Below are 14,278 nucleotides of genomic sequence, written 5' to 3'. Positions count from 1 at the left end.
AACTTGTATGCAATGCAAAACACTGGCTGTGGATCTCGACGGCACATTGATCCAGTCGGACATGCTGATCGAGTCAGGCTTCGCGTACATCAAGAAGCAGCCTCACCGTTTTTATCGTCCGTTGATGTGGCTTGCGCGCGGCGGTAAAGCGCATCTGAAGGCGAAGCTCGCCGAATCGACCAACGTCGATGTTACAAGCTTGCCGTACAACGGGGAAGTGATCGCGTGGCTAAAGCGGGAGCGCGAATCCGGGCGTTCAATCGTTCTCGCCACCGCGAGCGATTCGCGCTATGCAGAAGCGATCTCCGGGCATCTTGGTCTCTTCGACAAAACGCTCGCCACAGACGGCAAGACCAATCTCTCTGCCGACAAGAAGCGCGACGCGCTCGTGCGGGAATACGGGGATAAGGGTTTCGACTACGCGGGAAATTCCCACGACGATCTATCGGTCTGGCGGGCTGCGGAGCGTGCCTATGTCGTGAATTCATCAAGACGAATCGAGCGCAAGGCTCAGGCAATCGGCAACGTCGAAACTGTCATCGATACGCGTAAGAGTTCGCTGCGCATGTGGGCTAAGGCCTTGCGTGTGCACCAATGGCTCAAGAATCTGCTGATCTTTATTCCGTTGCTGGCGTCGCATCAGGTATCGTCGCTGTCCCTGGACCTGCGCGGCATGCTCGCATTTGTTCTTTTCGGCCTATGTGCGTCGAGCGTCTATCTGCTCAATGACCTGCTCGACCTCGATGACGACAGACATCATCCCACCAAGCGGCGCCGTCCGTTCGCGTCGGGTTCGCTGTCGATTGTCTGGGGCATGGCGGCGTTTCCGGTCCTCGCAGTCGGTGCTTTTGCCGGAGCGCTCCTCTGGCTCCCGTTGCGCTTCACCTTGGTCCTCGCTGGCTATTACGTGCTAACGATGGCCTATTCGTTCCTGCTGAAACGTCGCGTGATGCTGGACGTAGTCGTATTGGCGATGCTTTATACCGCGCGAATCATCGCGGGAACGGCAGCGTTCAAAATGACACTGACCTTCTGGTTGTTGGCATTTTCGATGTTCCTGTTTTTGAGTCTGGCGCTTGTCAAACGCTATGCGGAACTGCATGCAACACGGGCGGCGGGGCGGGCGAAAGCGCGGGGCCGCGGCTATGTCGCCGACGATCTGTCGATGATCGCACCGCTTGGCGCTGCGTCCGGTTATCTCTCGGTGCTGGTGCTGGCCATGTACATTCAGGATGGCAATACCATGCACCTGTACCGCCATCCGCAGGTGATCTGGCTCGCTTGTCCTCTGCTGCTTTACTGGATCAGCCGCACATGGCTTATCACGCACCGCGGGCTGATGCATGACGATCCGGTTGTCTTTGCAGCGAAGGACCGCGTTAGCCTCATGGTTGTTGCTCTGATCGGTCTCGTGTTCTGGTTGGCGATATGACGGCCAACACGGTTCAGTCGTGGGGGCGTTACCCATATCATCCGCAGGTTGCACATCCGGTGGACTGGCGCGATCAATTGCCGGTTGCATGGACGAATGTTGCAAACGCCAACGGAACAACTCTGGCGTATGGTAATGGCCGCAGCTACGGGGACAGTTGTCTGGCTGCAAGTGACCATGTCGTGCATACACGGCGGATGAACCGCTTTCTGGCTGCCGACTGGCAAACCGGGGTGCTGCGTGCAGAGGCGGGCGCCACGCTGGACGATGTTCTTCAGTTGGCTGTGCCTCGGGGCTGGATGTTGCCGGTTACCCCAGGGACGAAATTTGTCACTCTCGGCGGCGCAGTGGCCAACGACGTTCACGGCAAGAATCACCACGTGCGCGGCACCTTTGGACGTCATGTGCGCCGCTTTGAGTTGCTGCGCTCCGAGCGCGAGCCGCTCGAATGCTCGCCAACCGAGAATGCCGAATATTTCGCCGGATCGATCGGCGGGCTGGGGCTCACCGGTGTCATCGCGTGGGTGGAAATCCAGTTGATGCCGATTCGCTCGAGCCGTGTGTCGGTGAAGAGTATCCGCTTCGACAATCTCGACGAATTCATTGCACTGTCTGACGAGCTCGACAGCCAGCATGAATACAGCGTCGCCTGGATCGATTGCCTGAGCCGAGGCGCGTCGCTTGGGCGCGGCATCTTCATGGTCGGGGACCATGCTCAGGACGGTGGGCTGGATCGCCCGTCTAGGAAGACGCGCACGGTACCTGTAACACCACCGATCTCGCTGATCAATCCGTTGACCTTACGTGCCTTCAATGCGCTGTACTATAACCGTCAGCAAAGTAAGGCTGTGGAGAGCGAAGTCGACTACGACAGCTATTTCTATCCGCTCGACAGCTTGCTCGAATGGCACCGGATTTACGGCAAATGCGGGTTTCAACAGTATCAGTGCGTCGTGCCTCAAGCTAATTCGCGCGACGGCATGCATGCAATACTGGAGGCGATCGGAGCGAGCGGGACGGGTTCTTTTCTGGCCGTGCTAAAACGTTGTGGCGAAGTGACTTCACCCGGGTTGTTGTCTTTTCCGATGGCGGGCGCGTCGCTTGCACTGGATTTCCCGCAGCAGGATGAGCGAACTCTCCACCTGTTTGAGCGGCTCGATGCAATTGTCCGGGAAGCTGGCGGACGACTGTATCCAGCGAAGGATGCGCATATGTCGGCAAGCGATTTTCAACGCGCTTACCCTGCATGGCGGGACTTGGAGGCACTGCGCGATCCGGCGCTGATGTCGCGTTTTTGGCAACGAACAACACAAACATGAAAAGAGTCCTGATAGTCGGTGCGACCTCCGCGATTGCCGGCGCGTGTGCGCGCCAATGGGCGTCAGAAGGCGCGACGCTGTTTCTGGTGGGACGGCAAGCCGAGCGCCTTGAGCAAATCGCTGCGGACCTCGTGGTGCGCGGCGCGAAGACTACGACGCCCTACGTGCTCGATATGAACGACTTTGACGCACATCAGCCAATGCTCGATGCCTGCGTGGCTGCACTGGGTGGTATCGACATTGTCTTGATTGCACATGGCACCTTGTCGGATCAGAAGGCGTGCGAGGCGGACGCGAAGGTAGCATTGCGCGAACTTTCGACCAACGGTTTGTCCGTGATTGCATTGCTGACGCCACTGGCGAACCTGATGGAAAACGCAAAGAGCGGCGTGATCGCGGTGATTTCGTCGGTGGCTGGGGAGCGAGGACGGCCCTCGAACTATGTCTACGGAACCGCGAAAGCGGCTGTTACGACGTTTTGTGAGGGGCTGCGCGCACGGATGTTCAAGGCTGGTGTGCACGTGTTGACGATCAAGCCGGGGTTTGTCGATACACCAATGACCGCGGGTATGCCGTTGCCTGGTCCGCTCGTTGCAACCCCTGAGCGTGTGGCGAACGATATCGTGCGTGCGATCGCCAAGAAGAAGGATTCGATTTATACGCCCTGGTTCTGGTCTGGGATCATGTTGATCATTCGATCGGTACCAAGGTTCCTATTCAAGCGCGCGTCTCTATGACCCGCCGTTCGGTGATGGCCTTTCCCAGGCCGCTCGCCATTCGACGATTAGCTTTAACGACAGATTAATGAACGATACTCGCATCATTCTTCCCGGTGGCGCAGGTCTGGTTGGTCAGAACCTTGTGGCCAGACTCAAACAGCGTGGATACACGAACCTGGTCGTGTTGGACAAGCATCGCGCCAATCTCGAGGTGTTGAGAAGCGTGCATCCGGACATCACGATTGAATACGCCGATCTTGCTGAACCGGGCGACTGGTCGCGTTATTTCGATGGCGCGGAAGTAGTCGTGATGTTGCAAGCGCAGATTGGCGGTCCCACGATCGAGCCGTTTATTCGCAACAACATTACGTCAACCGAACGGGTGCTCGACGTCATCAAGCAATACAAAGTGCCCTATACCGTGCACATCAGTTCGTCGGTGGTGAATTCCGTTGCCGACGACTTTTATACGGATACGAAGAAGAAGCAGGAAGAGATCGTGCTGACATCCGGCATCGAATGCGTCGTGCTGCGCCCAACGCTGATGTTCGGCTGGTTCGACAGAAAGCATCTGGGCTGGCTGTCGCGCTTCATGCAGCGCGTGCCGGTTTTCCCGATTCCGGGCAGCGGTCGTTACATGCGTCAACCGTTGTATGCGGGCGATTTCTGCAACGTGATCATCAGTTGCATCGAGTCCCGTATGCGCGGCCAGGCGTTCAATATTACCGGGCTCGAGCGGGTGGACTACATCGACATCATCCGGCAGATCAAGCGAGCCACCAAAGCTCGTTGCGCGATCGTGCGCATCCCATATGGTCTTTTCTATGTCCTGCTGAAGATCTACGCCTTGTTCGACAAGAATCCGCCGTTTACGGCTGATCAGTTGAAAGCGCTTACCGCCGGCGACGAGTTTGAAGTGATCGATTGGGAAGGTATTTTCCATATCAAGGCAACGTCGTTCGCGGATGCTATGGACGAAACCTTCAACGATCCGGTTTACAGCCAGATCGCGCTCGAATTCTAAACTGAAGATGAGCATGGAAAACGAAAAAATCGCCGTACTGGGCGCGGGTCCGATGGGTCTCGCAGCCGCGTATCAACTGGTCAAGGATGGCCGCAAGCCTGTGATTTTCGAGGCGGATGATCGCGTTGGTGGCATGGCCGCGTGTTTCGACTTTGGTGGGCTGTCGATCGAGCGCTATTACCACTTTCACGCGATTTCTGATCATGCGTTCTTTGAGGTATTGCGTGAACTTGGTATCGAAGACCAAATGAAGTGGGTCGAGACCAAGATGGGTTACTACTACCAGGGGCATGTGCAGGCCTGGGGTAACCCGATCGCGCTGCTCAAATTCAAGGGACTGAGTCTGACCGCAAAGATTCGCTATGGTCTTCACGCGTTTCTGTCGACCAAGCGCAATGACTGGCGTCCTTTGGACCACGTCGAAGCGTCTGGTTGGATTCGCCGCTGGATTGGCGAAGAAGCATGGGAAGTGTTGTGGCGCAAGCTGTTCGACTACAAGTTCTACGACTACGCGTACAACCTTTCGGCTGCATGGATCTGGAGCCGTATCCGGCGTATCGGCCGGTCGCGCTACGATTTGTTCCGGGAGAAACTCGGCTATCTTGAGGGTGGCTCAGACACGCTGCTCGAAGGCATGCGTCGCTATATCGAGGCGAATGGTGGTGAGTTTCGTTTGCGGTCTCCCGCGCAAAAAGTGGTCATTGAAGACGGTGCGGTCAAAGGCGTAGTGGTCGACGGGCAAGTGCTTGCCTTCGATAAGGTCATCAGTACGATTCCGCTGCCGTACGTTCCGCTTGTCATGCCGGATCTGCCGGCAGAACTGTTGACAGCGTTCAGGAGCGTAAAGAACGTGGCCGTGGTCTGCGTGATCGCGAAGTTGAAGAAGGCCGTGACGCAGAATTTCTGGCTGAACGTTAACGATCCGGATATGGATATCCCCGGAATCGTTGAGTATACGAATCTGCGACCGCTTGACGAGCACATTGTCTATGTCCCCTTCTATATGCCGGGTGAGCATGCAAAGTACCAGGAGGCTGACAGCGTGTTCATTGACAAGGTGAAGCGGTACCTGATGCGGATTAATCCAGCCTTGACTGAGGCCGATATCATTGATGTTCGTGCCAGCCGTTACCGCTATGCACAGCCCATCTGCGAACCGGGCTTCCTTGACCGCTTGCCTCCGATTCAGTTGCCGGTGAAGGGCCTGCTCGTCGCCGATACGTCTTACTACTATCCTGAGGACCGTGGCATCTCCGAGAGCATTGGGCTCGCGCGGAAGATGGCGCGAATGGTATGACGGTCGCTCGTACTGGTATTGGGGGTGGTTTGATGTCGCCACGCTTTCTGAAGTTCCTGGTGGCTGGGGGTGTGGCCGCGGCGGTCAACTTTGGAAGCCGGATAGTGCTCAGTCGCTGGCTGCCGTTTTCAACGGCGATCGTGCTGGCTTATATCGCGGGGATGATTACGGCTTTCGTGCTGACGAAGATGTTCGTATTCACTGAGAGCGTTCAGTCGACATCGAAGTCGGCAGGGTTCTTTGTTTTGGTCAACCTGGTCGCTGTGTTACAGACTTGGTTGGTCAGCGTGATTCTCGCGTATTACGTGTTGCCCTGGATGGGCGTGACTTGGCATACGAGGGAAATTGCGCATTTTTTTGGCGTGATCGTGCCGGTTTTTACGAGTTATGTGGGGCATAAGAAGTGGTCGTTTCGGTGAGTTGCGAATCGTGCGATTTGCGGCGTTTGCCCGAAAATCCAGTATTTCAGTTATTCACGGTCTTACGAACTACGTCAAACTTGCGCAGATTTGCAACATAACTTGAGTGATTTGGCTAAAAGCGGTCCACGTTTTGATCGGCGCCTTGTGTAGGGCTCGATGCCGCGATGATTGCGGGTGCGCCAGCAAATCCCAGAGCTAACACCAGTCGCACCCCGTGGAAGTTGATTAGGTCAGATCTCGACTGATACCGTTGGTGGTTGCGTGGGTGTTTCCTAAAGTCTTGGAAACATGAGTAGGGCGCCCCTCGCGCCAATCGTCATGCTTCCAAGTTGACGTGGCTATCAGCGTGAAGTTTCCCCTGATTTGATGGGTGTAGGTAATTGCAAGGTTCGTGCAGCGTTTACGTTCCAGAGACATCGTCTTTTGATTTACGGTTGCCTTGGTGAGGCGCTCAGTATTAGGCGGACGTTTAAATTTTTTCCTAAAGAAGAGTGAAATGACGATCAACTTTCGGGCGATGTGAGATTTGAGCGCCGAGCCGCTTGTTGTAATCGCGGCTCTGATAGTCGCTGGATATTGTGTTGTCGTGGTGGAGCGCCTCATCTGCAAAAATGAGGTGAAACACCGTAAAGTCAACGCGAGATAGATACTTTCCAGTTGGGAGGTACAACAATTTCGTAAGACGTCGGCATCGCAGAAATCTGCCATGAACCCCACTGACTGAACTCGAATTGAGATGCGCTCGCGAGAGCTATCAAAACTGCAAAAGCCGCAGCAGCGTAGGCGATAGACTTACTTCGAGCTGTGTGGAAGGAAAGCATTGACGCCCACCAGAACATCAGTAATGGGATGTAAAGGTAGCGACTTCCGGTTCCATGCCAAGAAAAGTTAGGCGTGTAATACTCGGTGCGATGTGCGCCAAGCGCCCATATGACAATTCCTGCTGTACAGAGAAAGGCTCCCACGGACACCGATTCACTTCCGACGATCACCACAGTGAGCCACATTGCCAGAGGAACAGCCGTCCACAATGGGGCATCGCCAGGCAGCAGGTCTGAGAACAGCTCTTTCGGAACGCGGTGCGCCCAGTCCACAGGCCCTGGTGCATGCAATGGCGCCGGATATTTGTGCATCATCAGCGCCTGAAGTGCAACGGATGCCGTAAAGCTGGCGAACCATATAATCTGACCGCGGCTCAGAGAACGGATGCGATACGCTGCCACCACGAACGAAGGCCCCCATAGAAGCACACCGAATGGACCGGTCAGTCCGATAGCGGCACTCGCTAGCGCCCGTGGCCAGATGCGTTGCGGTGCTTCAAACAGGCATTGCCAGAGCAGGACGAGCAGTAGAGGAAACACGATCCATTGCAGATTCGTGATGGACAGGAACACTTCTCCGTTCTGCGGGACCAATACCGGTGTTAATCCCATGAGCAGTGCCAAGGCCGACGTGCGTATTGTGGCCGCGATATAGGCGCCAGAGGCTGCCGTGATCAGAAGGCTTGCGGTGCAAAAAATCCATGGAGCCCACTGGATTGGGGTCAGTATGAATTGGGCGTAGGCAATGAATCGAGGTAATACGTGCAGATAGCCGTTGTATGTATGAAAGATCGAGTGCTTTCCGAGCGTGTGGGCGTCGAGCATGAATACACCTGCATCCTCAGCCCACAGGAAGCCGTTCACAAGCCTCTCGGGTGCTCGATACCAGAGGATGGCGATGGACAGAAAAAAGGCTAGAGCGGCGCGGGCGCGTGGATTTGTAATATTCATGAGCGCGAAGATATCAAACCATCGCGGCCACGTCTATCCAGGGCCAACGGTGAGCGATGGTGCTACTGCGTGTTCCTGATGAGTGACCACCGTTTCGGGAACGTGACCGAGCGGACCGGAAGGCAGGTTTCCCGTTGTGCAGAAATCAACCATGCGAGCCTTGCTCGCTGGACTTTGCCGGAGAGAACATACCCGCGCAACGGATGAACGCGCGCATGGTCAAGGACGTCTTATGAGTTCAATTGGACGGTGGCTTCTCCACGATTGGATCGCCGTATCGCTGGGGATTTCAAGACCGTGGTAACGAAGTCCGCCGGCCTGGCCGGTGTCGCTGGGCTGGATTGTGTGAGCGCCTGCGACATGGACGAAGGTGAACACGAGCGGCGGTTGCTCGGCACATCCACAGGAACAGCCGCCTACGCGTAGCTTGACCACGGGCGGATCCACTAGGAACTGTGGGGTAGAGGCGTGAAGCTCACAGCTTTATCGTGGCTATGGGCGTATCGAGCCACGCATTCACGTGTGCGACGCCGGTCGAGACGAAGGGGGGCCGGCTGGGCGACATGCACGCGTTAACCTTCTATGGCGGTGTACTGCTGGAGGATCTTTGGGATAGCGTGGGCCAAAACATTCCGTGGCTACACGCCGCGGTCAAAGCTTTCGACAAATTACCCAACGGTAAGACTTGGGGGTAATATGCGTAGCGTCGAGAATCTGGAGCTATGCAATTGAACGAAACACAGCTGGACCACTACACAGAAGAGGAGCCGAGCCCCAAGCTTGCCTTCGAAATATTCGAAGGCGCTTGGTCGTCGAATATTCCAGGATTCGGATTCGGCAAAAGTGCGCTTTTCGAGGATGTTCGTGTCCGATGGCTGGAACAGCACTGTGGGGGATTTGCGGGAAAGACGATACTGGAGCTTGGGCCCCTCGAAGGCGGTCACACTTACATGCTGTCAAGAGGCGGCGCCAAAAAAATCGTCGCTATTGAATCGAATTCAAAGGCGTTTCTAAAGTGTCTGATAGTGCAAAACGCGTTCAAATTTGAGGCCGATTTCCTGTATGGAGACTTTCGAAAATCGCTTGCAAAGCGAGACCAGAAATTCGACTTGGTTTTTGCCTGTGGCGTGCTCTACCATATGACCGACCCGGTCTCTCTCTTGGAAGATATGGCGCATGCCGCAGACTCCCTGTGTATCTGGACGCACTACTATGATCCCGAGGTTGCCAAGAAGAACGAGCGGATGAAGCGCCACTTGAGCAACACTCCTACCGTCTCAGAATTCCATGGCAGGACAATCAACACCCACCGGAACGAATATCTCCAATTCCTGAACGATCCGAAATTTGCAGGTGGAACTGCGCCGTATAGTCAATGGATGACTCGCGAGAGTTTGCTTGGAGTTCTCGAAGATCTAGGAATGACTATTGTCATAGGAGCCGAGGACGATGATCATGCCGCTGGACCATCGATACTGATCTATGCGACACGACTTTCTGGATACGATGAGGCATCATATCTTGCCCGTAACCCTGACGTTGCACAAGCCGTCGAAGGTGGTCAGTTTAAGTCAGGGGCTGAGCATTACATTCGCTTTGGCAAGAAGGAAGGTCGAGTCCTATAGGTTTTCCTGCGCAGACGATGCTGGCAAGCACGATCCCTGTCGAGGCGAGGTGTGCGTCGCGACGGCGGCGCTAAGCAATTACCCTCGGCGTCGAAGGTTTGTAAGTGCCCGGCCATCCTTGTAATTGTTCACGAGTTTTCAAATCTGAAGTACAACGTAAGCGGCCAGCAAACCCGTCTTGACAGATTGGGTTAGTCGGTGGCCACAGGCGGATTTGTTGACCGCCTACGACGCCACCGCAGCTTCGGGGGCAACGCGATGGTCGAAAGCGATACCCTCGGTCCTTCAGGTTTTCAGTAAGCGGGCTTTAAAGTCAATTCTTGCGAGACGACATTTTTTCTTCGATAGTGTTCACTTGCCTACCTATTTGGGGTTTAAGTGAATACCATGCCTCAAAACCTTCAACACAGCTCAAGACGGGATGGCCGGGCCCTTACTTTAACTTATGGCGCAGTTCACTTCGTCGCTAGGCGTGGGTAGAAGTAAAGACCGTCAACGTGCGCGGCACTAATCAAGCTGCCTTGGGGCGACGTAGATACAAGATAACGTGTCTTGGCTCGACCGAGCTCATCTGCTGTACAACGGGCTTGCTGGGTGAAGACAATTTGCCAGTTCTCCGCGATACAGAACGGCACAGAACCTCGGCGCTTTGCGTAGGCTTCGATGCCAACCAGAGTTGTCCACAGACGCTCCCAATTCGATTGACTGTCGAGATCGAACACTAGTGGGTCGTTTCCGATCTGTTGTATCGCAGCGTAAGCGGAAGGAATCTCAGGGTCGTTGTATTGGGCGGCGTACTCTGGCGCTTGGTGGATTCGAGTGGCCGTAAAGACGCTTGCTAACAAGCAAACGAGTGCCGTCGCAAGAAAGCCACGTTGGGTTGTCAGGTACCCGATAGATCGCGCCAACAAAAGCACAACGGCGAATGCAGGAGCCGAATAGTAGAAGATGCCGATGTAGGTGAACGAGAGGTTATCGACACCAAAGACCGCATAGAGCAGAAAGGCAATTGAAGCACTGACCAAAGATAGCGCAATCGCTCGATCCGGATCGAGGTGATGCGAAGTTTCGCCTGTCGCACTGCTCGTCACGAAAACTAGGCAGACGGCAGCCCCCAACAACAGGCCGAACAAACCGTTGTTCCAGAAGAGTCCGACGAAGTGTATTGCGTCGCCGAGACGGTTCGGATGATGAGTGTGTCCAAAAGCTGCGTACTGTGCAACAGGCCCGGGAAAGTGAATGATGGTTTGTACGATCAGTGGGGTGAGAAATATTAGTGCGATTGCCACTGCAGGCAGGATCACACATGAATTCGTCGAAAAATATTCACGACTCAGCACCCAGTCTCGCCTTTCAATGCCACCGGTCATGTGCAGGCCAGTATTTGCCGCGAGCGCGCATAGAAGCATGATCGCTGAGATACCGACAAAGGACACGTGCCCATTCACGAGAAACCCCCAACTGATGGCCAACAGGATGAGTCCGTCCCTGCGTCCCATGATCAAGGTTGCAATTGCGACTGTGAAGGTGGCGAACGGGAAGTAGTAAAGATGTGGAAACCAAGGACCCAAGAACGCTTGAAAGTTAAGGTAGCCGGTGGTACCCACAAATAGTGCGGTCGTAAGGATGCCTCTGGAAATCGACGCTTGCAGCCGGCACATAAGCTTACCGATCGATGTGATCCAGAAGGCGGAGAGCAGTGCGATAGCAAGTATTTGTCCCGAAAGCGCTGAGCCCACGATTCGGGTGAGATCAAAAAACACGATCTCACCAGCCGCTAGCACATAAAGAAACACAGGCCCGGGGTGATTGAAACCAACTCGAGAATAGTTGCCAACGAGTAGGTGGAGATGCTTGGCATCCTGTATGAGCAGCGAATTTGCAGCAAAGTCGCCTACCTCATAGAGTTGGTTGGATGCGAACGTTTTCCCGAATGCAATAATGAATAGCGCAATGCAGATCGTGGCAGCGAAGGATGCCAAAAGTCTTTTCGGCACGAGGATTCCTTGACTCATATTGTTTGACTAACCTACTGCCTCTTGACATACAGCTTGGAGGATGGAGTGTTCGATTCCTCTGGGCAGATGGGCCGGCTTTTGAGGGGCCGGTGCTCGATGGTTGCGGGTGTGCCGGCAAATCCCAGAACTATCGCTAGTCACACCTCTTGTGTTGGTTCGAATGCGTCTCGATTGAGACCATTGGTGGCCGGTTTGGGTGCTTCCCAACGGTCTAGGAAACATGGATAGGGCACCCCTTACGCCAACCCAACCGTATGCACCTAGGCTGACGTGACTGCTAGTGTGAAGTTTACACTGATTTGATGGGTGTGCTCTATACGCTGGGTGGGCTGGCTTGCAGACGTATAACGTAGTGGTAATTTCCGGCTATGATCCACGCGAGCGCAGATTCAATCAGCAGGCCGGGCGGGATGATGCGCGTCGGCGCTGGCGTGACCTTGACGCCTAGGTCGCGGGACGGGCAGGTGTATTTGAAGCGCTGATACTGGATGACGCCAGAGGTGGCGCGAGTAGTCTGAAAACGGTCTGCTATGATCGCTGCGATCTTCATGTCCGCAGCGAAGCCACAAATGAACATTGCGCAAATGCTTTTCCGGGCCGTGCTCATCACCGTGCTTTTCGCATCGGGATGCGCACATGCACAGATGGACCATCCGACCTATCACTTTGCTCCAATACGCGGCTGGATCAATGATCCCAACGGGCTCATTCAATACAACGGTCAGTATCACCTCTTCTACCAGTTTTATAACGGTGGATGGGAACTAAAGGACGGTCGCTATAGGGATCCATTGGTCTGGGGGCCGATGCACTGGGGCCACGCAGTCAGCAAGGACTTGGTGCATTGGCAGAATTTGCCTGTCGCGTTGTCCCCGGACAAAATGGTGAATCAAACGGACGTTCAAGGGATGATCTTTTCGGGCAGCGTTGTTTTTGATCGAACTAATACCAGCGGTTTAGGAACACGGAGGCATCCGCCGCTGGTTGCAATATATACGCTTGCTGACACCTTTGGACCCGGCAGTGGTCAGCGACAGGCAATTGCCTACAGCCTGGATGGCGGCACCACGTGGACAAAATACGCCAAGAACCCAGTGCTTCCATATAACAACACCGATACCTTCCGCGATCCGCAGGTCTTCTGGTTTGGGCAGAGCGTCGGTTGGGCGATGGTCATTTCTTGCGGAGACCATGTTTGCTTTTACAACTCTCCGGATCTGCGGCATTGGACGCACGTAGGAGACTTTGGTCAAGCTGAAGCGAGGATAGGGATTCCATGGGAATGTCCGGATCTGTTCCCCCTCGAAGTTATGCGAGATGGAAAAATTGAGACGAAGTGGATCTTGATTGTGAGCGTCCAGCATGGAGCGCCGTCCGGCTCATTCGGGAATCGATATTTTGTCGGGAGCTTCGACGGGAAGGTTTTTACAAATTCTGCGCCCCCGTCTGACGTGAAATGGCTCGATTACGGAAGTGACTTTTACGCAGCCAAGACATGGATCCCAGAGAGTAGTTCGCTTCAACATAGAGTACTGCTTGCCTGGATGGCAAACTGGGAGTACGCCAAAGAGACCCCCGCTTCGACATACCGTGGAGAAATGATTGTCCCGCGCGAACTTTCTCTACGTTATGGTGATTCTGGCTACTTTTTGGAGCAACAGCCAGTGAAGTCTGTACAGTCGATGCTCGCGCGAGATCGTATCGTTGTGAAGACTGACGCGATGCGGGGAATCCAAAGATTCAAGACGAAAACGGCTCAAGAAATTGACGTTGATATCCCTGATAGAAAGGCAGATCCCACTGTCACTGTGAACTTATTTGATACCGGGTCGAGGCATATCGCGTTGAGGCTCGTTCCATCTACCTCAACGGTCCAGATTGATCGTCGCGGCTATGATGGCTATCAGTTTCCGACTGATAAGACCCCTTACAACATCCCGGTCGTCGCAGACCATGGTCGTATCCGATTACAGATCCTGCTTGATCGGGATTCGTTCGAGCTTTTCGTGGATGGTGGTCGCGAGACGTTCTCAGGGCTTGCGTTCCCAGCAAAGCCAACGTTCGCGACGATCTTTTCTTCGTGACGCCTGTTTCGTCTTTATTGCGCCGGGAATTCGGACAGGTCAGGCCCGTAACGTCGAGCCCTACGCATACCTCGTGGATCTGCTAACCGAATTGCTGCAGCGTGCACCGGATGCCGATGTCACCGACCTGTTGCCCTTCAACTTCGCGAAGCTCGCAGCTGTCGCACGTCTCTCTTGATTCAACCCGGGCATTGGTGTTAGCGTCGATGTAAAAATGACCCACCGGGTCAGATTTCAACCGGCGTTGACACATGGTGCGAAGGTCATCGATTGACGTGTTGTCGTGAGGTGCAATAGGTATACGCTAGATTGCGCGCTTACCTTGAGCAGAGCCTGGTAGGTAACTTTGCCTGTGGTGTCTTTACCATCCTGGGGGATCAAATTCGAGGGGAGAGGTAAGCGAGCTTACACCTCAGACCTAGACACGTGTCTTACACGAGACCGTGAAGCCGCCTTGAAAGGAACCGATGTACGGCTGAGTGATGAAGTTGTCGGTGGCGGTTACAGTCCTCCAGTCGAATCTCCGACCGAGCAGGCTGTATCGTGACTGGTTCGGGTAGCGCCGG

Annotated in this window: 11 protein-coding genes and 1 pseudogene; 9 read left to right on the top strand and 3 right to left on the bottom strand. The window is 54.7% G+C overall.

Going from position 1 to position 14,278, the window contains the following annotated elements:
• Nucleotides 1–7: 7 nt before the first annotated feature.
• The 6 genes from AC1ECK_RS09930 (at nucleotide 8) to AC1ECK_RS09905 (ending at nucleotide 6,210) form a co-directional block, all read left to right on the top strand.
• Nucleotides 8–1,432, top strand: coding sequence for a UbiA family prenyltransferase (locus tag AC1ECK_RS09930; RefSeq protein WP_480318407.1), 1,425 nt, complete (start codon nucleotides 8–10; stop codon nucleotides 1,430–1,432).
• Nucleotides 1,429–2,751, top strand: a complete 1,323-nt coding sequence (locus tag AC1ECK_RS09925; RefSeq protein WP_480318405.1) for an FAD-binding oxidoreductase — start codon at nucleotides 1,429–1,431, stop codon at nucleotides 2,749–2,751. Before AC1ECK_RS09930 ends, AC1ECK_RS09925 begins: the two co-directional genes overlap by 4 nt.
• Nucleotides 2,748–3,488, top strand: a complete 741-nt coding sequence (locus AC1ECK_RS09920; RefSeq protein ID WP_480318403.1) for an SDR family oxidoreductase — start codon at nucleotides 2,748–2,750, stop codon at nucleotides 3,486–3,488. Before AC1ECK_RS09925 ends, AC1ECK_RS09920 begins: the two co-directional genes overlap by 4 nt.
• A 67-nt stretch (nucleotides 3,489–3,555) precedes the next feature.
• Nucleotides 3,556–4,494, top strand: a complete 939-nt coding sequence (locus tag AC1ECK_RS09915; RefSeq protein WP_480318401.1) for an NAD-dependent epimerase/dehydratase family protein — start codon at nucleotides 3,556–3,558, stop codon at nucleotides 4,492–4,494.
• Nucleotides 4,495–4,507: 13 nt separating this feature from the next.
• The gene (locus AC1ECK_RS09910; RefSeq protein ID WP_480318399.1) at nucleotides 4,508–5,791 is read left to right on the top strand and encodes an NAD(P)/FAD-dependent oxidoreductase; all 1,284 of its coding nucleotides are present in this window, start codon (nucleotides 4,508–4,510) and stop codon (nucleotides 5,789–5,791) included.
• Nucleotides 5,788–6,210 (top strand): GtrA family protein, encoded by a 423-nt coding sequence (locus tag AC1ECK_RS09905; protein WP_480318396.1) that lies wholly within the window; start codon nucleotides 5,788–5,790, stop codon nucleotides 6,208–6,210. The genes AC1ECK_RS09910 and AC1ECK_RS09905 overlap by 4 nt, the downstream gene beginning before the upstream one ends.
• A gap of 635 nt (nucleotides 6,211–6,845) precedes the next feature.
• Here the strand turns inward: AC1ECK_RS09905 and AC1ECK_RS09900 are convergent.
• A complete protein-coding gene (locus AC1ECK_RS09900) occupies nucleotides 6,846–7,985 on the bottom strand; it encodes a hypothetical protein (RefSeq protein WP_480318394.1) in 1,140 nt (379 codons plus the stop codon).
• Between the two features lie 722 nt (nucleotides 7,986–8,707).
• Here AC1ECK_RS09900 and AC1ECK_RS09895 point away from each other — a divergent pair.
• Nucleotides 8,708–9,610, top strand: coding sequence for a class I SAM-dependent methyltransferase (locus AC1ECK_RS09895; protein ID WP_480318392.1), 903 nt, complete (start codon nucleotides 8,708–8,710; stop codon nucleotides 9,608–9,610).
• Between the two features lie 455 nt (nucleotides 9,611–10,065).
• On the opposite strand, the gene AC1ECK_RS09890 is transcribed toward AC1ECK_RS09895, so the two are convergent.
• Together AC1ECK_RS09890 and AC1ECK_RS09885 are read right to left on the bottom strand one after the other, a co-directional pair.
• Nucleotides 10,066–11,607 (bottom strand): hypothetical protein, encoded by a 1,542-nt coding sequence (locus AC1ECK_RS09890; RefSeq protein WP_480318390.1) that lies wholly within the window; start codon nucleotides 11,605–11,607, stop codon nucleotides 10,066–10,068.
• 334 nt (nucleotides 11,608–11,941) lie between these two features.
• On the bottom strand, nucleotides 11,942–12,178 hold the full coding sequence (locus tag AC1ECK_RS09885) for a hypothetical protein (RefSeq protein WP_480318828.1): 237 nt from the start codon (nucleotides 12,176–12,178) through the stop codon (nucleotides 11,942–11,944).
• Nucleotides 12,179–12,197: 19 nt separating this feature from the next.
• Between AC1ECK_RS09885 and AC1ECK_RS09880 the strand changes: the two genes are divergently transcribed.
• Both AC1ECK_RS09880 and AC1ECK_RS09875 read left to right on the top strand, forming a co-directional pair.
• Complete coding sequence (locus AC1ECK_RS09880; protein WP_480318388.1) at nucleotides 12,198–13,712, top strand: glycoside hydrolase family 32 protein; 1,515 nt, start codon at nucleotides 12,198–12,200, stop codon at nucleotides 13,710–13,712.
• 40 nt (nucleotides 13,713–13,752) lie between these two features.
• A pseudogene (locus tag AC1ECK_RS09875) lies at nucleotides 13,753–13,890 on the top strand (transposase domain-containing protein); the annotation flags it as partial.
• Nucleotides 13,891–14,278: the final 388 nt, after the last annotated feature.

Source organism: Paraburkholderia sp. SSBN10T (assembly GCF_056619545.1).
Note: the sequence above shows the minus strand (reverse complement) of the source record. Positions and strands in the feature narration are given on the sequence as shown.

Coding starts and splice junctions, on each gene's coding strand:
- AC1ECK_RS09930 (WP_480318407.1), top strand. CDS start 8: ATGCAATGCAAAACACTGGCTGTGGATCTCGACGGCACATTGATCCAG.
- AC1ECK_RS09925 (WP_480318405.1), top strand. CDS start 1,429: ATGACGGCCAACACGGTTCAGTCGTGGGGGCGTTACCCATATCATCCG.
- AC1ECK_RS09920 (WP_480318403.1), top strand. CDS start 2,748: ATGAAAAGAGTCCTGATAGTCGGTGCGACCTCCGCGATTGCCGGCGCG.
- AC1ECK_RS09915 (WP_480318401.1), top strand. CDS start 3,556: ATGAACGATACTCGCATCATTCTTCCCGGTGGCGCAGGTCTGGTTGGT.
- AC1ECK_RS09910 (WP_480318399.1), top strand. CDS start 4,508: ATGGAAAACGAAAAAATCGCCGTACTGGGCGCGGGTCCGATGGGTCTC.
- AC1ECK_RS09905 (WP_480318396.1), top strand. CDS start 5,788: ATGACGGTCGCTCGTACTGGTATTGGGGGTGGTTTGATGTCGCCACGC.
- AC1ECK_RS09900 (WP_480318394.1), bottom strand. CDS start 7,985: ATGAATATTACAAATCCACGCGCCCGCGCCGCTCTAGCCTTTTTTCTG.
- AC1ECK_RS09895 (WP_480318392.1), top strand. CDS start 8,708: ATGCAATTGAACGAAACACAGCTGGACCACTACACAGAAGAGGAGCCG.
- AC1ECK_RS09885 (WP_480318828.1), bottom strand. CDS start 12,178: ATGAAGATCGCAGCGATCATAGCAGACCGTTTTCAGACTACTCGCGCC.
- AC1ECK_RS09880 (WP_480318388.1), top strand. CDS start 12,198: ATGAACATTGCGCAAATGCTTTTCCGGGCCGTGCTCATCACCGTGCTT.